Genomic DNA, 26,342 nt, shown 5'->3' with positions numbered 1-26,342 from the left:
ACATCTATCGGACGGATGGTTAGACCGGGATGAACAGCTATAATCCCATTTTGTAAAAAAACATGTTCCAAAACTATCTGAAAATCGCCCTGCGAAATTTGATGCGCCACAAGGGATACTCGCTGATCAATGTACTGGGATTATCGGTGGGCGTGGCCTGTTGTGTCCTCATCGGATTATTTATTCACGATGAATTTCGCGTAGATCGATTTCACACAAAAAGTGACCGGATCTACAAATTGATCCGCGAGATGCGCAACGATGACGGCGCCCGTGACATGGGTTTTGGCACATCGGGCGCAGCGGGACCCGCACTAAAAAAAGATTATTCAGAGATCGAAACAGTCGTGCGATATCTGTCGTGGAATTATATCTGGACCACTTATAAAGACCGCAAATTTGATCAGCGATTCTGTTTGACGGACCCCGATTTTTTGGAAGTCTTCGATTTTGAACTGGTGAAGGGAGATCGCGCGACAGTACTCAAAGAACCGCTTTCCATCCTGGTGACAGAAGCAACCGCGCGGCGATTTTTTGGGGATGACGACCCAATAGGAAAAGTGCTTACCGTTGATGACCGGTATATGGGTGGGGTATATACGATTACCGGGGTACTGAAAAACGTGCCTCGACAATCAACCATGCAATTTGACATTGTATGTGCAACGGTAAATACCCGTTGGACGCGGAACGTATTTGAAAACTGGGCGGTGGATTCAACCTGGCGACCGGCACACAATTACATCTTATTGCGAGAAGGCGCAGATGTTAAAGCACTCGAAGCAAAATTGCCTGAATTCATGGCGCGATATATGGGCGATGAGATCGTCAAAAAGAGCACCTATTTTTTGCAACCCTTAGAGCGAATCTATCTGTATTCCAAAGTGGATTATGGCATCTCATCTCATAGCGACATCACGTATGTGTACCTGTTTGCAATCATCGGACTGTTCATTTTACTGATTGCGTGCATCAACTTTATGAACCTGTCAACAGCGCGCTCTGCGCGACGGGCACGCGAAGTCGGGTTGCGAAAAGTAGTGGGAGCCTACCGCGCCCAATTGATCCGACAGTTCCTGGGAGAGACATTTTTGACCGCACTGTTGGCCGGGCTATTGTCGCTAATTATTGTGAAATTTTCTCTCCCCCTCCTGAACAACTTTGCCAGAAAAACAATAGCACTCGAAGGACAGACCCTGTGGTATGCGATTGCCGGGCTATTTGTTTTAACCGTACTGGTAAGCCTGCTCTCCGGAGGATATCCCGCGCTATTTCTATCCAGTTTTCGGCCCGTAACAGTACTGAAAGGCACGCTTGTCTCGAGTACCAGAAGCGGCCGACTGCGACAGATCCTCGTGGTATTTCAATTTGCGATCTCGACATTTTTAATCGCGGGCACATACACCGTATATCAACAGTTGAATTATGTACAGAACAAAAATCTGGGATTTGACAAAGATCTCATGGTCATGACCTGGCTATTTTCTACAGATCGACGCTTGACAGACGATTATTTGAATATCAAAAATGAATATCTGAAGCACCCAAACATCTTGAAAGCATCGGCATCGCATTCTTCAATGGGATATGGGGGACAACTGGACAGGGTATTTCCCGAAGGCAGGGGAGGGGAAGACTGGCGGATGCGCGTCCTGGGCGTGGATGAAGCCTTTTTAGACACCTATGATCTGGAACTCGTAGCGGGTCGCAATTTTTCACTATCAGTGACAACCGACACATCTCAGGCATTTATCCTGAACGAAACTGCCGTGAAGCGATTGGGGTGGACCGAGCCGCTTGGAAAGGCGTTTGGATGGGCTGCATCAAACCGGGAGAAAGGCGTTGTAATCGGCGTGGTAAAAGATTTTCACAACCGGTCGCTACACGAAATCATCCGCCCCGTGGCGATTGCGATGTGGCAACCCAAATTCAACGTACTAACACTAAAAATTCGCGGTGAGAATATTGATGAAACGCTTAAATATATCGGAGAAATGTGGCGGAAATATATTCCCGAAAAGCCGTTTTATTACCGTTTTTTAGACGAAAACTTAGCGAATTTTTATCTGGCTGAACAACGGATAGGAACACTTATAACTTTATTTGCCGGGCTGGCGATTATAATAGCGTGTCTGGGACTGTTTGGCCTCGCGGCATTTACAGCCGAGCAGCGCACCAAAGAAATTGGCATTCGCAAGACCCTCGGCGCATCCGTCCCCAATATCATACGTTTGCTCTCGCGGGAAGTTGTAATCCTGGTCCTGCTCGCCAATATAATCGCATTTCCACTGGCCTATTGGGTCATGAATGAATGGTTGGCGGGATTTGCGTATCGCATAGATCTGGGCGCGCTGGTCTTTGTATCGAGCGGATTGCTAACAATGGCAATCGCGATCATGACCGTGAGCACACAGGCGATTCGCGCAGCCCTGACCGATCCAGCCACAGCGTTGCGGTATGAATAGCCGACACCTGTGCGCCTATGAACTGCTATGATCCGCTGATTCGCTGATTCGTCTATTCGTCTATTCGTCCATTCCCTCACACCCCACGCGACATAGACAACCCCTCTTGCTCTCGCCACAAATACAACACATGGCGCGACTTCCGCAAATGGCGTTCATACTCCTTGCTAAAATCCCGACGCTTGCCACTGGGCGTCCTGCCATTGGGTCGCGCATTGCACTTCCCGCGCGCCTGCGTAATGCTTCGGCTGCCATTTTGCACCGCAATCGTCATCACCCGAAGTGTCTCATCCTCTGGCGTCGTAACCTGCATTGTCCAGATCGACGATCTCCCGGTTTTGCAATTATTCGCATAAGACCCCACGCAGTGATGCATCTTGCGTCCCTCGAGGGACAACTCTTTGACCGACAGCAACTCCGTAATCGTCCACCGCTCCTTTTCATTCCCATAATTATCCGTCGCCGTCCAATCCAGCTCATTGAGACCCGAAGGCGCCCACACCTTTGCGGGCAAGCGATTCTGCCGCGCCAACTGCCGGTGCCACATCTCGACCTGCCGAAGTAACTTGACCATACTGCGCCCCTTAATCGAAAAATTCGGCTGCTCGGGCGGCAACTGCACAACCTCGCCACCAACCGTCTCTTCTCGAGACACGTATTTCTGATTGTGAATATAATCCACAATCGGTCCCACCTCATCGGGATCGAGCATTGGATTATTCACAAAAAAATGCACCACCTTATGCCAGAAATCTTCGCACTCAAAAGACGATCCCAACCGCGTACTATTCACCGCGCGCACCAGCGGCTCTTCCCCGCCAAGCCCCAGAATTTGACCGCGCCGAAACGCCTCGTAAATCGTGTAATCGTGCGGCGACTCCAAAAACAAATGCGCCATCTTCTTCGTCAGCGTCAGCGGAACATCTGCCTTGCGGATATTCCCGCCTGTCCCCACATGCACAAACCAGCCCTGCTGCTGCCGCGCCTCGTCGTCCTCGCCGAGAAACCACGCAATATCCATAAACGCGGGCACATCGTACTTCGCGAGCAAATGGCGCGCCAGTGAACCAAACTGCTTGCGCCCATTGTGCGAGTCTGGCCGCCACTCCCCTGGATCGCGCAACCACCGCTTGTGCCAGCGCGCCAGCGCGCCCAAACCCTCGATAAATGTATTGCCATCAGAAGGTCCCAGGCGCACAATCGCGGGCTTGACGTCAAAAAAATCGCCTCGTTTTTCCACGTGAAGCAACAACTGCAACAGCGCGCGCCGCCCCTTGCGGTCTCTCCCCAGCCCATCAAAAGCCCGCTGGATCTTTTGCAAATGCGGGCGATTTAACTCCGCCTCCGACAGCTTGCCCTCATAAATCGCCTGAATCGTCTCTTGTGGCCGCCGCGTGTGATTTTTCATCCTCGCCAAAACCGCATCGCTCTCTATGCGCTCGGCCAAATCGCTCTCTTTCTTGCGTTGAGCAACACTCTTATGCGTCCCCGTACTCAACCCGTGCGCGGTACACCACGCGGTATAATCCGCAACCGTCTTTAACCCCAACGCACTGATATGGCGCACAAATTCCTGCTCGGCCAACTCCTCATCAATTGCCCGGTCTGCAACCTTGCGCTCCTGCCGTCGCTCCTGCCAGCTCTTATTCAGCGCCCCATTAAATCCATGATCGCGACACCACGCCTGGTATTGCCCCACACTCGTCAACCCCAACGACCGAATATGCGCCGTCAAATCCGCATTCGCCTTGCCAGCAGCCCCTCGGTGCCGCCTCTTTTTTCGCTTTGCTGCCATAATATTCTCCCGCGTCTGTCTTTATCTACCACTCATAAGGATGCACTTCTCAAGAATACTCCGGCAAAAAAACCTCAATCAGCGTCGGTCCCTTGGCTTGCAATGCCTCTTCGAGCGCCTCACCAAACCCCTGTCCATCAGTCACGCGAACGCTCTGCACACCAAAACTCTGTGCAAACATCACAAAATCGGGATTCGCCAACTCCACGGCAATATTCCGCCCATCACATTCCCGATCTTGCGCCCGTTTAATCGCGTCATAAGTATTATCATTGCACAAAACAACCGGCAATGACACCCCCTGCTGAACCGCGGTCGAAAGCTCTGTCGCCGTGTACATAAACCCGCCATCGCCGCACAGCGACACCACCTGCTTATCTGGACACGCGACCTTGGCACCTACAGCCGCTGGCATGGAAAACCCCAGCGTTCCATAAACCGTAGGCGACAAAAACGTGCGCGGCTGATAAACCGGAAAATGGCGACGTGCCTGATAGCTAATCATCGTCATATCGTTCACAACCACCGCATCCCGATCCAGAACATCCCGCAAAACCCCCAACAATTCGGGAAAAGGTTTCTCCTCCCACTGACCGGACGCCTGCGGCACAGAATCACCGACATCCCACGCGGACTTCACCCCATCCAGACGCGCGTACAATCCCCTCAACCCCTCGCCCGCATCGCCAATCAGCGCAACATCTGGCTCAAACGACCGCCCGATCACCTCCGGATCAATATCCAGATGAATGAGCTTCTCCGGTGTCCCCTTCCACATCTGCTCAAATCGAAAGCCAAGACGCGTACCCACAGCAATCACCACATCCGCCTCGTTCAAACACTTGTTCATCGCCTCACCGCGCACCAACAAAGGGTGATCCGCCGGAACAGCCCCCTGCCCATTGGCGGTAACAGCCACCGGCAAGCCGAGTTTTTCCGCTAACTTAATCACATCATCGCTCGCATCTTGCGTCCCCCCACCCGCGATCAACACCGGCTTGCGCGCAGACTGAATCATCTCCGCCGCTGCATCGAGCGCAGCCTCCTCAGGCTTATGGGGCGGGCGGTGCGCTGGCTCGTCAATCTTTACCTCTGCTTCTTCCTTAAAAACATCCAGCGGAACTTCAAAAATAAAGGGCCGGGGACGCCCGTACTTCATCGCCTCAAAACCCTCTGATAGCGCATCTGGTATCTCCTCTACACACGACACGCGCTGCCCGCGCCCCGTCACCGAAAACAACGTCCCAAACTGGTCCCGCATATCATGTAAGACACCCGCATCTGTGCCATTTGTTTCATCCGTAGGACCACTGCATATCAGCAACACGGGCGACGACTCCGCGTGCGCTTCCCCAATTGGCGTCAACGCATTCACCGCCGCCGGACCCGTCGTCGTCAACGCCACACCCACGCGCCCAGAAGCCCGCGCATACCCATCGGCCATAAAACCCGCCCCTTGCTCGTGCCGCGTCGTCACATGCCGAATGCGCGGATGCTCGTAAAGCGCATCGTAAAGCGCGAGCGTGTGAACTCCCGGAATACCAAACACCACATCCACCCCCCAGGCATCCAATGTCTCAACCACAGCCTGACCACCAGTCATCAACATAATCTCATCCTTTCAATCGAATAATTAAAACGCACCCCGCCAATATACAACCAAAATCCCCCATCGTCAGACCAAATTTGAACTGGCTTGCAAAACCTCTGTCAACGCGCTATTTTGAAGCATAAATTTGTAATCTAAGGGATAGCGTGTATGATAAACACCATCATTATCGGCGGTGGACAAGCCGGCATTACACTGAGTTATTTCTTGCAACAACGCGGGGTCGAGCACCTCGTATTGGAGCGTGACCAGGCGTTCTCTGCGTGGCACAACTGCTGGGACAGCTTTCGGTTAAACACAGCCAACTGGATGAACACCTTGCCCGGCATGCAAAAACCGTTCGCACCGCACAAAGCCTGGTACGACACCGCCACGCGCGAAGAAGCACTCGACTATTTCTGCGCGTATCGCCAGATGGTCAATCCCCCATTAAAAGAAGGCGTCACCGTCACGCAAGTCGCCGAAGGAGAAAACATCTGGAACGTCCATACAGACACCAAAACCTATCAAACGACCAACGTCGCCATCTGCACCGGGCATGCGGCCCAACCCTTTGTCCCAGACGCCGCCAAAAAACTGCCACAAACAACCCCCCAGCTACACTCATCGGCCTATCGAAACCCCGACCAGATCACAACGGCAAACGTCCTCATCGTCGGCAGCGGCAGCAGTGGTGTTCAAATCTGCCTGGACCTCGCACAATCGGATCAATTTGAAAACCTCTCATTTGCACTCAGCGGCAACGGCGTCGTCCCATGGTCTATACTGGGAGTCCCCATCGGCGTATTCTCGCGCATGCTCCCAATATTTGAAATCCAGCGACAAACGCTGATCGGACGGCGTATTATGCACCAATGGCAGGGCGGCGACCCCGCCATGGCGCCATCGCCGCGCTGGCTTTCAAAACACTATGGCGTACAACGAGTCGGTCGCGTAATAGATGCTGACCATCGCGGAATCGTCTGTGCCAACGGCAAAATTGTCAGCCTAAAAGACCTGACCGTCTTATGGTGTACCGGCTTTAGATCCGACCACAAATTCATCCGCGTGCATCATCCCGAATCCGCATTTGACAAAAACGGACCCATACACACACGCGGCGTCTGCATCCCCGGCCTGTTCTTCGTCGGCTTGAAATTTCAACACACCGTCGGATCGCATCTCCTGCGCGGCGTGGGACGCGACGCGGAATACATCGCGCAAAAAATCGCAGAAAGGAATGGTCGCAATGCCCCGTGAACAAAACCACCCCATCCGCCTGGGCCTGATCGGCTGCGGCGGCATCGTCCAAAAATCCCATCTCCAGGGCCTGCTCGATATACCCGACCTCGTAAATATCTCGGCAATAGCCGATCCCATCCCCGAAAACAGAAATCGCGTTGGCACAGCAGCAGACATCATATCAGAACAACGCTACGAAGACCATCGCCACATGCTCGACCGCGCCGAACTCGACGCCGTCATCATCGCCACCCCCCATCACCTGCACGCCGAACACGTCATCGAAGCCGCGCAAGCGGGCGTCGCCATCATCTCGGAAAAACCCATGGCAACATCCCTCGAAGAAGCCGACCAACTCCTCGACGCCGTAAAAAAACACAATGTCCCCTACGCCATCGTACACAACTTCCTCTACACACCCGGCACCGCAGAAGCACTCAGACTATTGCGCCGAGAAAACACGGGCATACCCCAAACGGGCCGCGCCCTCTCCCTCGCTGGCAAAACAGAAGACCAGGCCGACCCCAACAACGTCTGGCGCGCATCAAAAGCAGCCGGCGGCGGCTGTATCGGCGACACTGCGTACCACGAAATTTACCTCGTCGAAACCATGATCGGCTCACCCGTACGCTACGTCGAAGCCCGCGTACAGACCAAATTCTTCGACTTCGACGTCGATGACGTCGCCTTCCTCCTCTTTGAACACGAAAACGGCGCAATCTCCACCGTCTCGACATCCTGGGGCATGCCCGGCGGTGACCAGAGTATATGCGAAGTCTATACCCGCACACATGCCATCCGCATTGTCGGGCGCGGGCGCGAACTCCGCTACCTCGACAAAGCCGACCGCAGATGGCAACCCGTTGACCTCGACCACGGCCTCAGCACCGACGCCCTATCCCGCGCTGGACACGCCAACTATTTTGCCGCCACCTTAAAAGCACTCGCAGAAGGCAACTCACCCCCAATCACCGCCGAACACGCCCGCCACAACCTCTCGATCATCCATGCCGCGCACCAGGCGACAGCACAGCGCAAGGCTATCGATGTCACCGAGCTATAAAAGGAATTTCCATGTCCAACCCCAACATCATCTACATCTACGGCGACGACCTCGGCCGCGGCATGCTCTCCTGCTACGGCCAAAAACACTTTCAAACCCCCAATATTGACCGCCTCGCCCGCGAAGGCTTGCAATTCACCCGCGCCTATGGCTGCATCTTTTGCGCCCCGGCGCGCGCCAGCCTCATGACCGGCTATCACGACGCACACGCGGGCCGATGGACCTTCACCAGAGGCGGTCTCTACCGCCCCATGGCCGAAGGCGCGATGACCTTTGAACACATCGCCGAACTCATCAACAACACCGGCCTTCAAGAACGCCCCGACGAAGTCTTCCTCGCACAAATCGCACAACGCGCAGGCTATGTCACGGGACAAATTGGCAAACTCGAATGGGGCTTTGCCACAACGCCAGAACGCATTCATCGGCATGGATGGGATTACCACTACGGCTACTACGACCATCAACTCTGCCACGGCTTCTACCCGCCATTCCTCTTTGAAAATGGCGACATCGTCGAAATACCCGGCAACACCCATCCCGACTGCGGCAACCACCCCGGTTCAGAATCCCCGGAAAACGCGGCCATCCGCCACGACATGACCGGGAAAGTCACCTACTCCCAGGACCTCTTCAACGACAAAATCGTCGATTTCCTCCGCAAACATCGCCACCAACCCTTCTTCCTCTTCCATCCCTCACAACTGCCCCACGGCCCCATCTCCGTTCCCGAAATTCACCCGGGCGTAAAAGACGCGCCAGAACTCACCGGCTTTGAAAAAGAATACGCATCCATGATTCTTCGCCTCGACGACACCGTTGGCATCATCCTCGACGAACTCGACGCGCTCGGCATTGCCGACAACACCATCGTCTTCTTCAGCTCTGACAACGGCCACGAAATCTACGCCGCACAACAAGGCCGCACCGTCAAAAGACAAAACCTCGACGGCATCCGCTATGACGACATCACCACCCGGCACACAACCGAACAAAGCGGCGACATCTTCAACGGCAACGACGGCATGGCCGGTCTCAAATGGACGAGTTGGGAAGGCGGCACTCGCCTGCCCTACATCGCGCGCTGGCCCGGTCACATCTCCCCCGGCACAACCGATCACATGATCGCCAATTACGATTTTATGCCCACGCTATCCGATCTCATAGGGCAGGAAACACCCGGCGGAAAAGACGGCGAATCCTTCTTACCCACCCTTTTGGGCAAAGAGCAACGCCCCCATGCACCCGTCGTCTTTTCATCGCGCCTGGGTCCCGCCCTCACCACAGCCGATGGCTGGAAATTGCGCCACATCAACAAAACCAACGGCTTTCAACTCTACAACATCCTGGACGACTACCGGGAAGAAAACGACCTCGCCGTCGAATATCCCGACAAAGTCGATCAACTCGCACGCCAACTCCTCAGAGCCTGCGACGGCAACTTTGCCCACGGCAACCCCGATATGCATCTGGCGTACATCTATTTGAAGGAGGACCCATGAACCATCTCACACCCGATGACATCGCCCAATTCGACGAAGAGGGATACCTCGTATTCGAAGGCCTCTTCGACCACGACCTCAACGAACGAATCAAAGCCGATGTCGATCAACTCATGATCGACCGCGAAAAAGGTGAACGCCCCATGCTCATGGCGTATCCAGAACTCGGCCTCCTCACATCTGAACCCGGTGTTGTCGATCGCGTGGCCGATCTGATGAATGGCAAAAAATTCGTCCATCACCACATCCACGCCCGATGGCAACTGCCCGGAGAACGCGGGGTAGCGTGGCATCAAGATTATGCACAACTCCCCCAGACAAATCGCTCGCACCTGATGGTACACGTATTCATGTACATGGACGGCCTGAACGGCGAAGTGGGCGACCTCCTCGTCATGCCCGGCACCCACAAAAAAGTCATGGCCAACGACGCCTATCGCCAATTTCAATTCGAAGACCTGCCCGGCTCGCGCACCATCGACAATTTGGCCCCCGGATCCATCATCATCGTCCACTCCGCCCTGCAACACGCCCGCCGACCCAAACCCGGCGGCGGCATTTACAAACGCTACTTCATCGACACCTCCTACTGCGAAGAAGGCATACTCTGGCCCTCCTATCCCAACATCGCCGAAATCAACCGCGTCGCCCTCGAAACCGGCTGTGCTCGGAACGGCAAATACGCCTTTCTCTACGACACCAGCCAGTTCTTTGAGCGCAGGGATTACATGGACAGACTCAACGAGAAAAATCGGGGCAGTATCGCGTTACAATTGTAGCATGTGCTCAGAAACAAAATGTCCTTGATTAAATAGAGGTATTATGAAATATTTATATATTCAACCATCCATAACACCAGAAAGGAAACTGTCATGGCAGACAAACCCGTCTTATTGACCGACGAGCAAATGCAGCAATTCATCCGCGACGGATATTTGCTCCTCCATCCCGACTTCCCGGAGGGATTCCACGAAAAAGTCTATAAACGCATCGATGAATCCTTTGAAAAAAACAGCGGCAGAAATCCCGGTAACAACCTCCTCCCCGCCGTACCAGAACTGCAAGACGTATGGGATCACCCCATTGTACACGGCGCATTTTCCAGCATCCTCGGACCCGATTATTATCTGCACCTGCACCGCCACGTTCACGAAAGCCGCCCGGGTAGCGATGCGCGCACCATGCACAAAGACAGCTTGCACAACAGCCGGTTCTGCGCCGACCAAAACCGCCGGCACCACCACTGCCGCTGGATGATGGCGATGTATTACCCCCAGGACACACCCCGCGAAATGGGACCGACCAGCGTAACCCCCAGATCGCAATACATCACCGCCCGCGACCAGGAAGGAGAACACCTCTTCACATCCGGACCGGCTGGAACCGTCGCACTCATTCACTACGACATCCTGCACAAAAAAGAAGCCAACTACACAGAGATCACGCGCCACATGGTCAAATTCCTATTCACGCGCATGACCGAGCCTACCGAACCCACATGGGATCACAGAGACGAAACATGGATCGCATCCGATGACCCACAAGAACCGACATGGCAGGCCATGTGGGACTGGCACCTGGGCAAAGCACCCGAACACGCGAGCAATGGGACATCAATCCAAACCCTGAGCGAGCAACTCGCCAACCCCGACGAAGCCGCCGCCCTCAATGCGTCCTACACCCTCGGATTACAGGGCGAAAAAGCGATCCCCGCCATGATCGACGCACTCAAAGATACGGAAGATGAAGCCCCACCTCGAAACGCCGGATACGGATTCACAAACGTCGGCGAAGTTGCCGTACCCGCACTGATCGAACTCACCAAAAATCCGGACCCAAAAATCCGCATGCGCGCAGTCGATGTACTCGGCGACCTGGGCTTGCGAGCAAACTCAGCCACGCCCGACCTCATCGCCTTATTGCAGGACACCGACGAAGACACACGCGCACACGCCGCGGAATCCCTGGGCACCACCAGTCAGAACAGCACGGAAGCCGTGCGCCCGCTCGCCGACATCCTATCTACGGATGAAAGCGACTTTGTGCGACGCAATGCCGCCCTCTCCCTCGCGCGATTGGGCATCCATGCCGAAGAAGCCATTCCCGAATTGGCAGACGCCATGCGCGATGGCAACCACTACGTTCGCGGATTTGCGGTACACGGCCTCTATCGCATCGGCACGCCCGAAGCACTCAGAGCCGCCATGCATCGCCTCCAGGCACTGCGCTGGGACAGCGAACCCAGAGGTCAAACACAAAGAAGACCCAAAAAGGTAGCTTGAGAGATGGCCTGGAACCCCGTGACCAAACACATCTCAACGCCTTTTGCGGAAAACGTCTCCCCCGATAACGCCCTGCCAGAACACCCGCGCCCTCAAATGGTGCGCCAGCACTGGCAAAACCTCAACGGCTTGTGGGACTACGCTCTCGAACCCATCGGCAACACCAGTGCCCCTGATACCTATCAGGGTCAAATCCTCGTACCCTTTGCCATAGACGCCCCCCTCTCGGGCATCATGGAAATCCTCCGCCCGAACCAGCGACTCTGGTATCGTCGGAATATTACTGTTCCCGACGCATGGGCGGACAAACGCGTACTCCTCCATTTTCAGGCATCCGACTGGGAAACCAGTGCCTATATCAACGGCGAAAAAGCGGGACAACACCACGGCGGGTACGACCCCTTCACCTTTGACATCACCGACCATTTAACAGACGGCGCGAACGAACTCATCGTCTCCTGCTGGGACGCCACCGAGCAACAGGCCCAGGCCCTTGGCAAACAAATCATGCCGGAAAACCGCCAGGGATTTCGGTATCAACCCACCGGCGGCATCTGGCAAACCGTCTGGCTCGAAGCCTTACCAGAGCAATCCATCCGCACCCTTCGCCTCACACCCGATATAGACGCTGCAAAGATAGATATTACTGTCTCAGGCGAAAACTTGAATGGCTGCCAAATTCAAACAATCGCCTATGACGGCAACCAGCAAGTCTCCGAAGCAACCGGACGGGCCGACCGCACCATCTCCCTCAGCATCCCAAATCCAAAACCCTGGCATCCAGACCATCCCTTCCTCTACGACCTCAAAGTCAAAGTACAACACAACGGCGAAACCATCGACACAATCGACAGCTACTTTGGCATGCGAAAAATAGCCATCGGCGAAGACGAAAACGGCATCAAACGCTTCCTCCTCAACGACAAACCCATCTTTCAACTCGGACCCCTGGACCAGGGCTATTGGCCCGACGGCATCCTCACCCCGCCATCTGACGAAGCCATCCTCTTCGACCTCCAGTACCTCAAACAAATCGCCTGCAACATGGTGCGCGTACACGTCAAAACCCATCCCGACCGCTGGTACTATCACTGCGACCGGCTCGGCCTATTGGTCTGGCAAGACATGGTCTGCATGCCCAAATTTGGACAAAGCGTCACCCCCGAAGCCGCACAACAATGGCAGACCGAATTTGACAACATCATGGACTGGCTGCACAACCACCCCAGTGTTGTCCAGTGGATCATCTTCAACGAAGGCTGGGGGCAGCACGACACCGAACGCCTCACTGACCACGTCGCACAACGCGACCCCTCTCGCCTCGTCACCAGCGCCAGCGGCTGGGCCGACATGGGCACGGGTGACATCTGCGACATACACGACTACACCTTCTACCCCGCCACGGCGCGGCAACAAAGCGCCAATGACCGCATCGTCCTCCTGGGCGAAGCGGGCGGATTCAACCTCTGCATCCCGGGTCACACCTGGTACGACCACGAAGAGCCATCCGAACATATCGACCACATCAACGACATCACCCGCCCTACATATCCAACACCACAGGCAATGGAAGACGACTATCGCTTCTGGGTCGAAAACCTCCGCGCAATGGTCGGCCTCACCCCCCTCAACGGCATCGTCTATACCCAGATCACCGACGTCGAACACGAACTCAACGGCTGGCTCACCTACGACCGCAAAATCTCCAAAATCGACCCCGATGAACTCGGCAAAATCCACGCCACACTCTGGGATTCCCCGCAATTTGAAACCACCATCGGTCCCCACACCGAATGGCGATACAGCACGGGCGACGTATCCCCTCTCCCCGCCATCCACACCTCGCCCCGCGCCAACCTGCCAAACTGCGGCGGCGACTGGTGTCAAACCCACTTCGACGATTCATCCTGGAACGCGGGAAAAGGCCCTTATGGCACAACAGAAGACGCTCCCATCTATCTCCGCACCGCCATTGACCTGAATCAACGCCCCGATAAACCCCTATTCTACGTCGTTTCATCAGCCGACTGCCAGATCTTCATCAACGGCCAACTCATCCGCAGCCTCCGCGTCAGGCAGCACTCCGCACCCGTCTCGGAAACCTGCGCCCTGCTCCATCCCGACGAATGCGACCTCCTGATCCCCGGCGAAAACACAATCTGCGCCATCCTCTTACCCTCTCAAAGACCCTCTTATCTGAGCGTTCAACTCCTCGACATGAAATAAGGAGACACATGCAACCCAACATCATCATCTTCCTCGTCGATGACATGGGCACGGGCGACACCAGCGCGTATCAGGACTGGACCGGCAACCGCGACGACGAACAACTTCACACCCCCAGCCTGGAACGCCTCGCGCGCCTGGGCGTGCGCTTTACCGATGCACATACCCCATCAACCGTATGCACTCCCACGCGCTACGCCCTCCTCACCGGACGCTATTGCTGGCGCACGCAACTCAAACACAAAGTCGCCTTTGGTCCCCACTATCCGCCGCTCATCGAAAAAGAACGGCCCACACTCGCCACCATCCTCAAAGAAGCCGGATATCGCACGGGCATCTCGGGCAAATGGCACGTGGGCCTGACCTACACAAAATCCGACGGCTCACCCGCCGAGGGATGGGACGACGCAGACGTGCGCCAACCCTTGACCGACTGCCCCGAAGAACACGGCTTTGACTACCACTTCATCACCAACCGAAGCCATGGAACCTCTGCCAATGCGGGCTGGATCGAAAACCGCCGCTGCATCGGCGCAACCGGCAAAAACCCTCACGACATCTCGGGTTACGACCTGTACAAAACCGGGTCCATGAACTTCCAGCACGCCGTTGGCTTTCTCGACACCCATCTCGCAGAAGAAGACACAAAACAACAACCCTTCTTCCTCTACTACGCCGCCAATTCCAATCACACACCCCACACACCGTGCGACGCACTCAACGGCGTACCCATCACGGGACAGGCGCACTTCAAAAACGGCAAACGCGAACTCTCGCGCCCACACGCAACCACCAACGACCCCAATGGCTGGGAAAGCACCGAATGGGGCAAACAGCGCGACCAGGTCGGCGGCTGCGAGCACAACACGCCCGAACGCCTCGACTTCATATACGAAAACGACGTCGCAGTCGGTCAATTGCTCAACTATCTCGAAACCCACGACGACCCGCGCAACCCGGGCCACAAACTCATCGACAACACCCTCTTTATCTTCTCCAGCGACAACGGCGCGGAAAACGCGGGCAAAGAATCCAGCGGCTACTACCGCGGTCGCAAAGCCCACATCCACGAAGGCGGCCATCGCGTGCCCACAATCGCCTTCTGGAAACAGGGCAACATCGGCGACGGCAACGACGCGACCCCCGGGCGCACCAGCCACATCACGTATGGACTCAACGACCTCATATTGTCCATCGCAGACCTCGTCGGCATCGAAGCATCCTCACGCGCGGGATTCGCCGAAGACAGCACCAGCATCGCGCCCTTTCTCACCGGCCTACAGGATGATGAATTTGAACCCCACCCCCTCGTCCTCCACGACGACTACATCATGGGGCCCATGCTCTCGCTGCGAGATGGCGATTGGAAATTGATCGTCGGACAAGAACTCATTACAGAAGACGAATTAAAACACCACGCCCTCTTCAACTTAAAAGACAACCCCACAGAAGACGAGCGCCAGAACCTCATCGCATCAGAACAACACCGCCACCTCGTCGAATCGCTCTCCGAAAAACTACTGGATATTTATCATCAGAGGTCGTGAGATGGGCATTAAAAAGCGATCAGCCGTTCGCTGTATTCTCTTGACACCTGAGCATCGCGTGTTATTAATTCGCATGCAAGAACCCGAAAGCAAGCTGATGAACAAGGACGAAACATGTTTATAGAGCGCATCCAACTGAAAAATCTGCTCTCCTTCGGGCCTGATACCGAAGCACTGGAACTTCGTCCCCTGAATGTTCTTATCGGCCCCAACGGCTCCGGAAAATCCAATCTTATCGAGGCGATTGGCCTGCTAAAAGCCACGCCCAGAGATCTCACGATCCCAATTCGAGAAGGTGGAGGCATCCGCGACTGGCTTTGGCGAGGTGACCCCAGAGCATCGTCGGCCCATATCGAAGTGATTCTGGATAACCCGAAGAAACCGCTACGATATTCCCTCGGGATTGCAGAGAGGGGCCAGCTATTCGAGTTGATAGAAGAACTGATAGAAGAGGCATACAGCTCTGAACCAAAGCCCTATATCTATTACGAGTTAATGGGCGGTAACGCCCTTCTGAATTACAGTGGTGAGTCGTACAAGAGTGATGAAACGCGCCATCCATTAGTCCTGGAACAGATCAATCTGCAGCAATCCATTCTTGCACAGCGGAAGGACCCGGACCAATATCCGGAGTTGACATGGCTTGGCGAGACATTTGACCGCATGCGACTCTATCGCGAGAGTTCCTTTGGTCGCCACACGCCACCGCGTCAGCCACAACCAGCAGATCTGCCCAACGACTTTTTGCTCGAAGATGGAAGAAACCTGGGACTGGTGCTGAATCGGTTGAAGCGGGAGCCAAAAGTCAAAGATCGCATACTGGAAACCATGCGCCAACTCTACGAAGGCGTGATTGATCTGGACATCAGTATTGAAGGCGGAACGGTTCAGGTCTTCGTCCAGGAAAAAAATATCATGGTTCCAGCAACGCGATTATCCGATGGTACGCTACGCTTTCTGTGCCTGCTATCTATCCTTTGCCACCCGAATCCCCCACCACTGGTGTGTATTGAAGAGCCGGAACTGGGCTTGCATCCCGACGTTCTGCCAGTCCTCGGCGATCTGTTGCGAGAGGCATCGCAAAGGTGCCAGCTTATCGTCACAACCCACTCCGACATGCTTGTGGACACCTTGACCGATACGCCGGAGAGCGTCGTAGTCTGCGAAAAGCACGACAGCCAGACGGAAATGCACCGACTTGACAAGGCCGACCTTACCGAGTGGTTGAAGCGTTATAGCTTGGGGGACTTGTGGACCAGAGGTGACCTGGGAGGGAACCGCTGGTGAGAATCAAGGTTTTTGTCGAAGGTGGCGGGGAAACAAAGGCACTGAGGACAAAGTGTCGTCGGAGTTTCAGCAATTTTTTTCAAAAGGCTGGCATGGAAGGCCGAATGCCGAGCGTAGTCGCAAGTGGCAGTCGGCGGGAAGCCTTCGATGATTTTCGTGCGGCAGTCCGCAGGCCTGGGAGATATGACTTCATCGTGCTATTGGTTGACAGCGAAGGACCAGTGATAACAGGCCCCTGGCAACACCTGAAGAAGCCCGATAATTGGGACCAACCCTCGGGCACCACGGACGACCAGGTACATCTGATGGTGCAGTGCATGGAGGCGTGGTTCCTTGCCGATAGGGACACTCTTGCTACTTACTACGGAAACGGCTTTAAACAAAACGCGCTTCCCGCCCGTCAGGATATTGAGAAAATTCCAAAAGACGATGTATTGAACGGCCTAAAAAACGCGACGCGTTCGGGTGTTTCAAAAGGAGAATATGAAAAGGGGCAACATTCGTTCGATATCCTCGCGCAGATTGACCCCGACAAAGTGGTTGCGGCATCGCCCCATGCGAAACGACTCGTCGATACCTTGAAGGCAAAAATCAAATAACTGGCCTGATCAACACCTGCGTCGCCCCGACCAAACACCTCTTCACCAAGGACCCCCCATGCAAACGCCCTTCCCCGCTAAACTACCACTTGAAAAACCAGACCGCGAACTCAGTGCCTCAATGGAACGCATGTACGATATATGGAACCCCCATGAAGACCGCGGCAATGAATTTTTCAGCAACTTCAAATACTCCCCCCTCGCGGGATTCTCACGAGAACCCAACGTCTCTCGCCGCGATCCATCCAAAGTACTCCGCATCGACGGCACCTATTACGTCTGGTACACATGCCGGCGCACAAAAGGTCCCCCCGTCGGACACGAAAACGCCACCGACGAAATCCCCTCTGTCGATTGGGACCTCGCAGACATCTGGTATGCCACCAGCGAAGACGGCTTTCACTGGGAAGAACAGGGACCAGCCGCCACGCGCCCCTCAAAAGGCGAATTTGGCTGGCGCTCAAACTGCACACCCGACATCCTCGTCTGGAAAAACAAATACTACCTCTACCACCAGGCATACAGCGAAGTCATTCAGGGCGGCGACTCGTGCCCCGTCACCATCGCCATCGCCGACTCTCCCCATGGACCCTGGACGCGAATGGGCAGACCCATCGTGGAACCCGGCGGCCCCGACGACTGGGACTGCAACTGCATACACGACCCCTTCCCCCTCATCTACAAAGGCAAAATCCATATGTATTACAAAGGCTCGCCCGGACAAAAACGCGGCGGCGCAAACATCATCCGCGCTCAGGGCGTTGCCATTGCCGACCATCCGGAAGGACCATACCAAAAATCACCGCTAAACCCCGTCCTCAACTCCGGCCACGAAACCTGCCTCTGGCCCTACAAAGAGGGTATCGCCGCAATCGTCAGCCTGGACGGACCCGAAAAAAACACCGTACAATACGCGCCTGACGGCCTCCATTTCGAAATGAAATCCCTGCTCCAGGTGCCCCCTGTCGCCCCCGGACCCTTTGTACCCGACGCATTTGCCGACAACGGCGATGGACGCGGCATCACCTGGGGACTGTGCCATATCAACCCGGACGGCGGGGGCAGCATGAGCGAATCCGTCCTCGCCCGATTCGACTGCGACCTCAGCCGCGACACAGACCGTCCCCTCTTCAAAAACAACAACCTGCGCTTTGACGAACCCACCTACTTCCAGCGCGTCCTCAAACTGCCCGAATACCTCCAAAAACAAATCCTCAAAGAACAGAATCACACCGACCAAAACACCATCGGAACATAACAGACCTCTGGACGTATGAACTGCTGGGGCTGGGCATAGACACCACAAACTGTCCGGCAAAACAATCCAAAGGAGCCATCATGAAAACGATCTACCGTTCAACACTCGTACAAGGGATATGCTATTTCCTGCTCATCGGCGGACTGCTCGCCCCAGCCGCAGAGGCAGTTAAATTTCGCACCGAAGCAGGTCAACTCCAGCAATCAAAATTCGTCATCGCCATACCGGAGTCATGGAACGGAAAACTCCTGCTGCTGGCGCACGGCTATCGCCCCGAAAATGCGCCCCTGAGCGCCGATTTTCGCACAGACTCACCCACGTACCAGCATCTGCTTGCCGATGGCTGGATGATCGCATCTACCAGCTACCGCCGCAACGGAGCGATCGTCGTCGATGCGGTAGCGGACATCGAACTGCTACGCCAGCACATTGCCCAAACCTATGGCGCGCCTGAACGTGTAATTGTACAGGGTAGCTCAATGGGCGGTGCGATCGTGACACTGATCGCCGAGACCGCTCCCGAAGGTTATGACGGCTTGCTCGCGTTGGGGGCGGCACTGCAAGTGCGAGATACAGAGCACCCCCACGAATGGCGTTATACCCCACGTCTCCCGTTGCTCTTCGTCAGTAATCAGAGTGAAGCGGAGGGACCCCAGGCGTATATCCAGAAAGCGGCAAAGGCACCGAATGTGCCAGTATTCTGGTCTGTGGCACGCGACGGACACGTCAACCTCAGAGAGATCGAACGGGAAACCGCATTGCGCGCGCTCGACGCCTATCTGGACACCGGTGCGATTGAACGAGACAAAGATGCGACCATCGCTCCGAATCATGTGTCGTCTGCGGAATTTGTGGAAGGAGGGGCTTACACAAAGATAGAGAGCATCTCCTCGACCTACGGCAACATCAACACCGAATTTATCGAGGGCGACCTGCAGCAACTTGGCATCTCTCCCAAAACTCGTTTTCAGGTCAGCTATGGGGAGCAGACGTTCACAGTGTTGCTTGCCACCACTTATGGAGACGTACCGCGCGGAGAATGGGTTGCATTCTTGACAGCGGAAGGCCGCTTGAGGATTGCTCGCAACTACGAAAACGCCTCAAAGACACTTGGGTGTAAGGAGGGCGACAAAATCTTCATCGCGCCCGCCAAATGAACCTTATACAACCAATTGGAGACCCCAATGTCCAATCCCAACATCGTCTATATCTTCTTCGACGACCTCGGTTATGGGGACATCAGCTACCTCAATCCCGAATCCAAAATCCAAACCCCCAATATCGACCGCCTGTCCGCTGAAGGCATGTGCTTCACCGATGTCCACTCGTGCTCCGCTGTGTGCTCCCCCTCGCGCTATGGCGTCTTAACCGGACGCTATTGCTGGCGCACCCGACTGCAAAATGGCGTCCTCAACGGATACTCAGAACCCCTCATCGAACCCGAACGCCTGACCGTCGCGTCCCTGCTCAAACAACACGGATATCACACCGCTTGCATCGGCAAATGGCATGTGGGATTAAACTGGACGCGCAAAAAAGGCGTCCAACACCTCGAAAATTACAGACTGGGATGGAACCGCGGCGAAGCCATAGACTTCACCCAACCATTTACCGGCGGACCGTGCGACCTCGGATTCGACTACTTTTACGGCATCTCCGCATCCCTGGACATGCCGCCTTATGTCTATCTCGAAAACAACCGCACAATCTGCGAGCCAACAGCCCGTGCTCATAGGGGCCTCTTTGGACGCGAAGGACACGCTGCGCCGGGCCTCAAACCCGAACACGTCATCCCAGACCTCACAAAAAAAGCGGTCTCCTTCATCGAAGAAACCGCAGCGGGCAAACAGCCCTTTTTCCTCTACTATCCCGTAACCGGTCCCCACACGCCCATCGCGCCAAACAAAGCATTCACAGGCAAAAGCCAGGCCGGCAAATACGGCGACTTCGTCGTCGAATGCGACTGGGCAGTGGGGCAAATCATGGACGCTGTTGAAAAAATCGGCGCCACCGACAACACCCTCTTTATCGTCACCAGCGACAACGGTCCCGAACGCTTTATGCACACGCGAAAACAAGAATACAACCACTACAGTGCCTATCACTTCCGCGGCTGCAAACGCGACAACTGGGAAGGCGGGCATCGCATACCCTTTATCGCCCGCTGGCCCGAAAAAGTCGCGGCTGGATCCTTCAGCGACGAAATCGTATGTCTCACAGACCTCATCGCAACAGCCGCTGACATTATCGGCCATACCCTTCCCGAAAATGCCGGCGAAGACAGTTGCAGCATCCTACCCGTCCTCACGAGCCAGAACGCGACATCCATCCGCGAAGCCACCGTGCATCACTCTTCCAAAGGCGAATTTGCCATCCGCCAGGGCAAATGGAAATTGCTCCTCCACCAAAGCTCCGGCGGCAATGATTATCCCGACGACCCTCCGGATGATACCCCCGGCCAACTCTACGACATGGAAACCGGCTACCGAGAACGCGAAAACCTCTACGCGCAACACCCCGAAATCGTATCCCGATTGACCGACCTGCTCAACCAGTACAAAACGAGGGGACGTAGTGTCCCCGCATAAACCCGGAGGAAGCGATGAACGCTTCGGACCTATTTGTCAAAGCACTGGAAAATGAAGGCGTGGAATATATCTACGGCGTGCCGGGAGAAGAAAACCTCGCCTTTCTGGAAGCCCTTCGCAAATCGAGCATCAAACTCATCCTGACCCGCCACGAACAGGGTGCTGCGTTTATGGCTGCGACCTATGGACGGCTCACGGGCAAAGCCGGCGTCTGCCTTGCCACACTCGGTCCCGGCGCGACCAATTTTGTGACGGGCGCGGCCTATGCCCAACTGGGCGGCATGCCCCTGCTCATGATCACGGGCCAAAAACCCATCAAAAAGAGCAAACAGGGCCAATTTCAGATCATCGACGTTGTAAGCATGATGGAACCCCTCACAAAATACACCCGACAAATCGTCAACGTAGATATGATTCCCTCCATGGTGCGGGAGGCATTCCGCCTCGCACAAGAAGAGCGCCCCGGCGCCGTACACCTGGAATTGCCGGAAGATGTCGCCGAAGAACCCGTTGACGAACACACCACGCCGGTTTTTAACATCAGCACATGCAGACGCGGCGACGCCAATGAACGCGCCATTGACGACGCGGTCAAAATGATCAAAGAAGCTACGCGGCCCTTACTCCTCCTGGGCGCAGGCACCAACCGCAAGCGCATCTGGGAATCCGTGGCGCACTTCCTCGACAAAACCGGCATACCCTTTTTCAATACCCAGCTGGGCAAAGGCGTCGTTGGCGGTCTCCATCCTCTATTTCTGGGCACCGCAGCACTATCCGATGGCGACTATCTCCACTGCGCCATTGAACGCGCCGATCTGATCATAAACGTCGGACACGATGTCGTGGAAAAACCGCCATTTTTCATGTCACACGACGAAGGCGCAACCCGGGTCATCCACATCAACTTCCAATCCGCCGTGGTAGATAATGTCTATTTTCCACAACTGGAAGTCGTCGGCGACATTGCAAACACGATCCAACGCCTCGCCGACAAAACCGGCAAAACAGCCTCGCACGACTTCGACTATTACATGCGCATCCGCGGCCAGATTCAGGAACACATTCGTCTGGGAGAAAACGACAACAGCTTCCCGGTAAAACCCCAGCGCCTCGTCTGGGACGTCCGCAAAGTCCTGCCCGAAGACGGCATCATTGCCCTGGATAACGGCGTGTACAAAATCTGGTTTGCGCGCAACTACCCGACCACGCAACCCAACACCGTATTGCTGGACAACGCCCTTGCCACCATGGGCGCGGGCCTGCCCTCGGCAATGGAAGCCGCGCGGTTTTATCCCAACCGGCGGGTCATGGCGATTTGCGGCGACGGTGGTTTTATGATGAACAGCCAGGAATTGGAAACAGCCGTAAGACTCAACCTCAATCTCGTCGTACTGATCTTAAGAGACAATGCCTACGGCATGATCCGCTGGAAACAATACGGGATGGGGCTTCCCGATTTTGGACTGGAATTCGACAACCCGGATTTTGTCATGTACGCCAACAGCTACGGCGCGCATGGACACCGCGTGAAATCCACAGAAATGACAGTACCCCTGCTGGAAAAATGTTATACCAAAGGCGGCGTACACCTCGTCGAAGTGCCCGTGGATTACTCTGAAAACCAGAAAGTTCTCGTTGATGAACTACAAGCAAAGACCTGTTTATTATAACTTTATTGCTCCTTGATCATTTTTTTAACAATATTAGTCAACAAATCTGTTGACTAATATTTATTAGCTGACTTAAAATATAACTTCAAATTTATGTGCAAGACATCAAAAAAAACTCGCTGTTGACTCTTCCCCCTGCCCCTTGCCATAGGCGAAGGTGCAATAGGCTTGTTGAATGAGCCTCAAGAACAACTCATTGAACTGCAAGCAAAGAGTTGTTTATTATGATGTTATTGCTTCCCTATTGTTTTTCAGCAAGTATTTGTCAACAAAATCGTTGACAAATACTTACCAGCAGTGCAATAAATAACTTGCATCACTGGCATGACCTGACCCATCAGCCCTCATCATCGCGGCAAGATATTGAGCCATCAGGTAGGAAGGAATTTCTTTTTCCGACCCATTACTAAAGCCGTCATCGCGGCAGGGTTTTAGCCGCGATCCAGTGGTTTTGCTTATCAGCAAGTCATTGACTTTTTTTCAGGGCTTTTTAATTTTATTCTATGTTCAGTACTTGCAATGACAAATAGGAGACGAGAAATGCCACATTCGAAAATTACCTCCAGCCACCGGATCACTATTCCCAAGCCGGTGTTTGAGAAACTCGGCCTCAAAGTGGGTGATATGATTGAGGTAATTGAAGAGAATGGAAAAGTCGTCCTCATACCGCAGCAGATGAGTCCCCCAGAGCTTTCAAAAAAAGAACGGCGGATTCTCGCGCGGGCAAAAGACAAGATCAAGACCATCAACGAGGACATGCTTAATTCCAAAGGATTAACCGAGGCAGAGGTCAACGTGGCTACAAAAGCAGGTCTCATTGATCCAGAGCAGAAGTACTGGTGGCTGGAGTCATGGCAAAAAGGCGAGCGGGAAGCTGAGCGAGACGAGCGAGAGGGCCGGTCTTCCAGTGAATTTGAAACGGCAGAGGGTCTCCTTGCCCACCTTCATAAACAGCGTGCCTAAGAAATCATTTGACCGTGGCTATTAACGCCCCCATAGTTGACGAGCTATCCCCACCCGTTCCTGTTCCAGTCTTTGGGCAAGCGTCTCTAACTGTTTATGATAGCTGATATCAACTTTGCCACTGAGCAGGCACTCGCCAAGCCTCTTCAGACCTGGCAAAGGCTCACCGGTGTTTGACCGTATCAAGTTGTCCAGAGTCAGAGCCTCAAGAGATTGTGATTCGAGGCCCTGATCACTGGCATCAACGAGAAGTTGTCCGAGCTTCTTCTGATCTGGATCGGGCGAACCGATCTCTCCTCGTCCCAGCCGTTCAATTACCCTATCTATCAGCACGGCATACGCTTCGACATCTGCGTAAACGCCGGTCAGTAAACTCAAATTACTCATGTTGCCATCTCCTCCTGAAGATAGAAAAAGCCCAACGGTTTGACAGAGTCCGTTGGGCTAAAAAAATAAGGTTCAATACATCTTTCGCGACACTTCAATTACAGACGCTTGAGTAACTGGTCATAGTCCGTATCACCCGCAGCAATTTCCTTTCGCGCTGATTCAGCCAAACGATCCCACTGCTCATCCGTTGTAGCCTCAAAACGTTCTGTCCAGGCCTGCTCATCTTTGAGAACCGGATGGTTAAGCCGATCACTGGCAAATCTCAGACAAGCGCGGATGTCCTCAGATTCAAGGTCTGGATGCTCTGATAGGATTTGTTCATACGTCAAGTCGTGAGCGAGCAAATCCAGCACATCCGTGACGCGAATCCGCATACCTCGAATACAGGGTCGTCCCCCGCACTGATTGGGATTGACCGTGATACGATCTGTTAGAGTAGCCATAGCTGTCCTTTCTTACACAAAGGGTAGTGCTCTGCTGACTTAAAATATAACTTTAAATGACAATATTAACCAGATAGTTTTCTCGCTGAGCGCCGCCCTTAATCCATCAATCTGACATTGTATTGTCTCGCAGAGGACCGGTATCCCCGATACAGACTCTCATCCAGGGGATACGGGGTATAAATATAGACCGCGGTCTCCCACGGATTATACAGAACCACCTCTTCCCGTTCGTCTCCGCACACATCTGCTGGAATACAGTGATACCAGGCCATGCGTCCAACGGGTCTGGGGTCCGGAAGACCCGGCAGTGGGATAGAGGTCCCCTCAAGAGGCAGCCACAGCATCCCGCCATTGTACAGAAGTGCAGGCGCATCTGACCCATTCCAGTACACAACTTCCATACCCGTATTATTGGGCGAAGGATTGAGGCGGAAATCGTTGAGACAGATCCCCTTCGTATCAATGACCATAACATCCGTATTGTGTCCCTGATATCGAATCACCATCTGGGGAGACGGATCGCGCGCTCTAAATCGCGCCACCCTCACCTCCTGACCGTGGGGAACCTTCTCCTCACCGAGCCGCAAAACCACATTTCCGCGACCATCCATCACATGCCCAAAACCAGAGCAAATGGCGCGCACCTGCCCATTATCCCACTCTGTGATAGATACCGAATCCATATTCCATCCAAGTTGCTCTTCCCAGAGAACCGTCCCATCGTGATCTAATAAAAAATACCCGCCATTGACCTCATCCCTGCCATCGCCGTCAATATCTCCAACCGAGGGAATGTACGCGGGACATCGGCTGTACTCGGTCCACCTGGATTCATAGGTCCAGAGAACCTGAAGTTCCTCATCAAAAGCAATAACCCTGCTACCAAGCTTAATCACAAAGTCTCGAGGCGTATCGGTTCCGCGGAAATTGGCAATCATAATGCGCTGATGCACCCAATTCGCTCCCCGTCCTAGACACGACCGCAACTCAGCGGGACTATCTTGTTTCACGAGATCCCCAGTCGCCCCGTCCCGAATCTGAATGACGACATTTGCCATCGAATCGGGATCCGCCTCAACCGAAGGATCCAGAAAAAAGCAAATAACCTCATCCCTACCATCGCCATCGATATTGCAAATAGCGACAGGACCGGGCCGGCTGGGCTGGACGCCGCCCTCTCCCACCCGCCACAGAACCTCGCCATCCGCGGTAAAAGCACCGAGAAAACACGGCTTCATGCCCCCGCCATCATGCGCATCGTCAACCGATCGGTACACCAGAAAATCCGCCCGACCATTTCCCTCGAGATCGCCCATCCGGATATCCCCGCCATAGGTACCCTCCTCTGCCGTAACACAGAACTCGGGTGGAATCTCCACGCGCTTGTATAAAATAGGGCTACCATATTCCATTGGACTGCTCCCCTCGTCC

General features: G+C 54.5%; 21 protein-coding genes. 16 read left to right on the top strand and 5 right to left on the bottom strand.

Annotated elements, in window-relative coordinates; all coding sequences use genetic code 11:
* The first annotated feature begins 62 nt into the window (after positions 1 to 62).
* Both F4Y39_21830 and F4Y39_21825 read left to right on the top strand, forming a co-directional pair.
* Positions 63 to 2,465: an FtsX-like permease family protein gene (locus F4Y39_21830; GenBank protein MYC16376.1), complete on the top strand. Its 2,403-nt coding sequence runs from the start codon at positions 63 to 65 to the stop codon at positions 2,463 to 2,465.
* A gap of 17 nt (positions 2,466 to 2,482) precedes the next feature.
* Positions 2,483 to 2,512, top strand: a complete 30-nt coding sequence (locus F4Y39_21825; protein ID MYC16375.1) for a hypothetical protein — start codon at positions 2,483 to 2,485, stop codon at positions 2,510 to 2,512.
* A 29-nt stretch (positions 2,513 to 2,541) separates the two neighbouring features.
* Here the strand turns inward: F4Y39_21825 and F4Y39_21820 are convergent, their stop codons facing one another.
* Together F4Y39_21820 and F4Y39_21815 are read right to left on the bottom strand one after the other, a co-directional pair.
* Complete coding sequence (locus F4Y39_21820; protein ID MYC16374.1) at positions 2,542 to 4,260, bottom strand: hypothetical protein; 1,719 nt, start codon at positions 4,258 to 4,260, stop codon at positions 2,542 to 2,544.
* A gap of 49 nt (positions 4,261 to 4,309) precedes the next feature.
* Positions 4,310 to 5,869 (bottom strand): thiamine pyrophosphate-binding protein, encoded by a 1,560-nt coding sequence (locus F4Y39_21815; protein MYC16373.1) that lies wholly within the window; start codon positions 5,867 to 5,869, stop codon positions 4,310 to 4,312.
* Between the two features lie 150 nt (positions 5,870 to 6,019).
* Here F4Y39_21815 and F4Y39_21810 point away from each other — a divergent pair, with 150 nt between their 5' ends.
* The 14 genes from F4Y39_21810 (at position 6,020) to F4Y39_21745 (ending at position 24,075) form a co-directional block, all read left to right on the top strand.
* Positions 6,020 to 7,108, top strand: coding sequence for a SidA/IucD/PvdA family monooxygenase (locus tag F4Y39_21810; GenBank protein ID MYC16372.1), 1,089 nt, complete (start codon positions 6,020 to 6,022; stop codon positions 7,106 to 7,108).
* On the top strand, positions 7,089 to 8,153 hold the full coding sequence (locus F4Y39_21805; protein ID MYC16371.1) for a Gfo/Idh/MocA family oxidoreductase: 1,065 nt from the start codon (positions 7,089 to 7,091) through the stop codon (positions 8,151 to 8,153). The genes F4Y39_21810 and F4Y39_21805 overlap by 20 nt, the downstream gene beginning before the upstream one ends.
* A gap of 11 nt (positions 8,154 to 8,164) precedes the next feature.
* Positions 8,165 to 9,655, top strand: a complete 1,491-nt coding sequence (locus F4Y39_21800; GenBank protein MYC16370.1) for a sulfatase-like hydrolase/transferase — start codon at positions 8,165 to 8,167, stop codon at positions 9,653 to 9,655.
* Positions 9,652 to 10,434, top strand: coding sequence for a phytanoyl-CoA dioxygenase family protein (locus F4Y39_21795; protein ID MYC16369.1), 783 nt, complete (start codon positions 9,652 to 9,654; stop codon positions 10,432 to 10,434). The genes F4Y39_21800 and F4Y39_21795 overlap by 4 nt, the downstream gene beginning before the upstream one ends.
* Before the next feature lie 93 nt (positions 10,435 to 10,527).
* On the top strand, positions 10,528 to 11,937 hold the full coding sequence (locus F4Y39_21790; protein MYC16368.1) for a HEAT repeat domain-containing protein: 1,410 nt from the start codon (positions 10,528 to 10,530) through the stop codon (positions 11,935 to 11,937).
* Positions 11,938 to 11,940: 3 nt separating this feature from the next.
* Positions 11,941 to 14,163, top strand: a complete 2,223-nt coding sequence (locus tag F4Y39_21785) for a hypothetical protein (protein MYC16367.1) — start codon at positions 11,941 to 11,943, stop codon at positions 14,161 to 14,163.
* Positions 14,064 to 15,710 carry a sulfatase-like hydrolase/transferase gene (locus tag F4Y39_21780; protein ID MYC16366.1) on the top strand — a complete coding sequence of 549 codons (1,647 nt, stop codon included), beginning with the start codon at positions 14,064 to 14,066 and terminating at the stop codon, positions 15,708 to 15,710. The genes F4Y39_21785 and F4Y39_21780 overlap by 100 nt, the downstream gene beginning before the upstream one ends.
* Before the next feature lie 114 nt (positions 15,711 to 15,824).
* On the top strand, positions 15,825 to 16,997 hold the full coding sequence (locus F4Y39_21775; protein ID MYC16365.1) for an AAA family ATPase: 1,173 nt from the start codon (positions 15,825 to 15,827) through the stop codon (positions 16,995 to 16,997).
* The gene (locus tag F4Y39_21770) at positions 16,994 to 17,596 is read left to right on the top strand and encodes a DUF4276 family protein (GenBank protein MYC16364.1); all 603 of its coding nucleotides are present in this window, start codon (positions 16,994 to 16,996) and stop codon (positions 17,594 to 17,596) included. Before F4Y39_21775 ends, F4Y39_21770 begins: the two co-directional genes overlap by 4 nt.
* A gap of 58 nt (positions 17,597 to 17,654) precedes the next feature.
* Positions 17,655 to 18,854 (top strand): family 43 glycosylhydrolase, encoded by a 1,200-nt coding sequence (locus tag F4Y39_21765; protein MYC16363.1) that lies wholly within the window; start codon positions 17,655 to 17,657, stop codon positions 18,852 to 18,854.
* Positions 18,855 to 18,934: 80 nt separating this feature from the next.
* Complete coding sequence (locus tag F4Y39_21760; protein MYC16362.1) at positions 18,935 to 20,011, top strand: hypothetical protein; 1,077 nt, start codon at positions 18,935 to 18,937, stop codon at positions 20,009 to 20,011.
* Between the two features lie 27 nt (positions 20,012 to 20,038).
* Positions 20,039 to 21,442, top strand: coding sequence for an arylsulfatase (locus F4Y39_21755; GenBank protein ID MYC16361.1), 1,404 nt, complete (start codon positions 20,039 to 20,041; stop codon positions 21,440 to 21,442).
* A gap of 14 nt (positions 21,443 to 21,456) precedes the next feature.
* The gene (locus tag F4Y39_21750) at positions 21,457 to 23,112 is read left to right on the top strand and encodes an acetolactate synthase large subunit (protein MYC16360.1); all 1,656 of its coding nucleotides are present in this window, start codon (positions 21,457 to 21,459) and stop codon (positions 23,110 to 23,112) included.
* Positions 23,113 to 23,631: 519 nt separating this feature from the next.
* Entirely contained in the window at positions 23,632 to 24,075 is a 444-nt protein-coding gene (locus F4Y39_21745; protein ID MYC16359.1) for an AbrB/MazE/SpoVT family DNA-binding domain-containing protein, read from the top strand.
* A gap of 21 nt (positions 24,076 to 24,096) precedes the next feature.
* Here F4Y39_21745 and F4Y39_21740 read toward each other — a convergent pair whose 3' ends face one another.
* The 3 genes from F4Y39_21740 to F4Y39_21730 form a co-directional block, all read right to left on the bottom strand.
* Positions 24,097 to 24,462, bottom strand: coding sequence for a hypothetical protein (locus F4Y39_21740; GenBank protein MYC16358.1), 366 nt, complete (start codon positions 24,460 to 24,462; stop codon positions 24,097 to 24,099).
* A gap of 98 nt (positions 24,463 to 24,560) precedes the next feature.
* Entirely contained in the window at positions 24,561 to 24,908 is a 348-nt protein-coding gene (locus tag F4Y39_21735; protein ID MYC16357.1) for a DUF433 domain-containing protein, read from the bottom strand.
* Between the two features lie 98 nt (positions 24,909 to 25,006).
* Entirely contained in the window at positions 25,007 to 26,323 is a 1,317-nt protein-coding gene (locus F4Y39_21730) for a hypothetical protein (protein MYC16356.1), read from the bottom strand.
* Between the last annotated feature and the right edge of the window lie 19 nt (positions 26,324 to 26,342).

The organism is Gemmatimonadota bacterium (assembly GCA_009838845.1).
Taxonomy (GTDB): Bacteria; Latescibacterota; UBA2968; order UBA2968; family UBA2968; genus VXRD01.
The sequence above is the reverse complement of the archived record's forward strand: the minus strand, read 5'-3'. Positions and strand labels throughout refer to the sequence as shown.

What these genes read in the sequence shown, in the direction of transcription:
- F4Y39_21830 (MYC16376.1), top strand. Translation starts at nt 63, where the DNA reads ATGTTCCAAAACTATCTGAAAATCGCCCTGCGAAATTTGATGCGCCAC.
- F4Y39_21820 (MYC16374.1), bottom strand. Translation starts at nt 4,260, where the DNA reads ATGGCAGCAAAGCGAAAAAAGAGGCGGCACCGAGGGGCTGCTGGCAAG.
- F4Y39_21815 (MYC16373.1), bottom strand. Translation starts at nt 5,869, where the DNA reads ATGTTGATGACTGGTGGTCAGGCTGTGGTTGAGACATTGGATGCCTGG.
- F4Y39_21810 (MYC16372.1), top strand. Translation starts at nt 6,020, where the DNA reads ATGATAAACACCATCATTATCGGCGGTGGACAAGCCGGCATTACACTG.
- F4Y39_21805 (MYC16371.1), top strand. Translation starts at nt 7,089, where the DNA reads ATGGTCGCAATGCCCCGTGAACAAAACCACCCCATCCGCCTGGGCCTG.
- F4Y39_21800 (MYC16370.1), top strand. Translation starts at nt 8,165, where the DNA reads ATGTCCAACCCCAACATCATCTACATCTACGGCGACGACCTCGGCCGC.
- F4Y39_21795 (MYC16369.1), top strand. Translation starts at nt 9,652, where the DNA reads ATGAACCATCTCACACCCGATGACATCGCCCAATTCGACGAAGAGGGA.
- F4Y39_21790 (MYC16368.1), top strand. Translation starts at nt 10,528, where the DNA reads ATGGCAGACAAACCCGTCTTATTGACCGACGAGCAAATGCAGCAATTC.
- F4Y39_21785 (MYC16367.1), top strand. Translation starts at nt 11,941, where the DNA reads ATGGCCTGGAACCCCGTGACCAAACACATCTCAACGCCTTTTGCGGAA.
- F4Y39_21780 (MYC16366.1), top strand. Translation starts at nt 14,064, where the DNA reads ATGCGACCTCCTGATCCCCGGCGAAAACACAATCTGCGCCATCCTCTT.
- F4Y39_21775 (MYC16365.1), top strand. Translation starts at nt 15,825, where the DNA reads ATGTTTATAGAGCGCATCCAACTGAAAAATCTGCTCTCCTTCGGGCCT.
- F4Y39_21765 (MYC16363.1), top strand. Translation starts at nt 17,655, where the DNA reads ATGCAAACGCCCTTCCCCGCTAAACTACCACTTGAAAAACCAGACCGC.
- F4Y39_21760 (MYC16362.1), top strand. Translation starts at nt 18,935, where the DNA reads ATGAAAACGATCTACCGTTCAACACTCGTACAAGGGATATGCTATTTC.
- F4Y39_21755 (MYC16361.1), top strand. Translation starts at nt 20,039, where the DNA reads ATGTCCAATCCCAACATCGTCTATATCTTCTTCGACGACCTCGGTTAT.
- F4Y39_21750 (MYC16360.1), top strand. Translation starts at nt 21,457, where the DNA reads ATGAACGCTTCGGACCTATTTGTCAAAGCACTGGAAAATGAAGGCGTG.
- F4Y39_21745 (MYC16359.1), top strand. Translation starts at nt 23,632, where the DNA reads ATGACAAATAGGAGACGAGAAATGCCACATTCGAAAATTACCTCCAGC.
- F4Y39_21740 (MYC16358.1), bottom strand. Translation starts at nt 24,462, where the DNA reads ATGAGTAATTTGAGTTTACTGACCGGCGTTTACGCAGATGTCGAAGCG.
- F4Y39_21735 (MYC16357.1), bottom strand. Translation starts at nt 24,908, where the DNA reads ATGGCTACTCTAACAGATCGTATCACGGTCAATCCCAATCAGTGCGGG.
- F4Y39_21730 (MYC16356.1), bottom strand. Translation starts at nt 26,323, where the DNA reads ATGGAATATGGTAGCCCTATTTTATACAAGCGCGTGGAGATTCCACCC.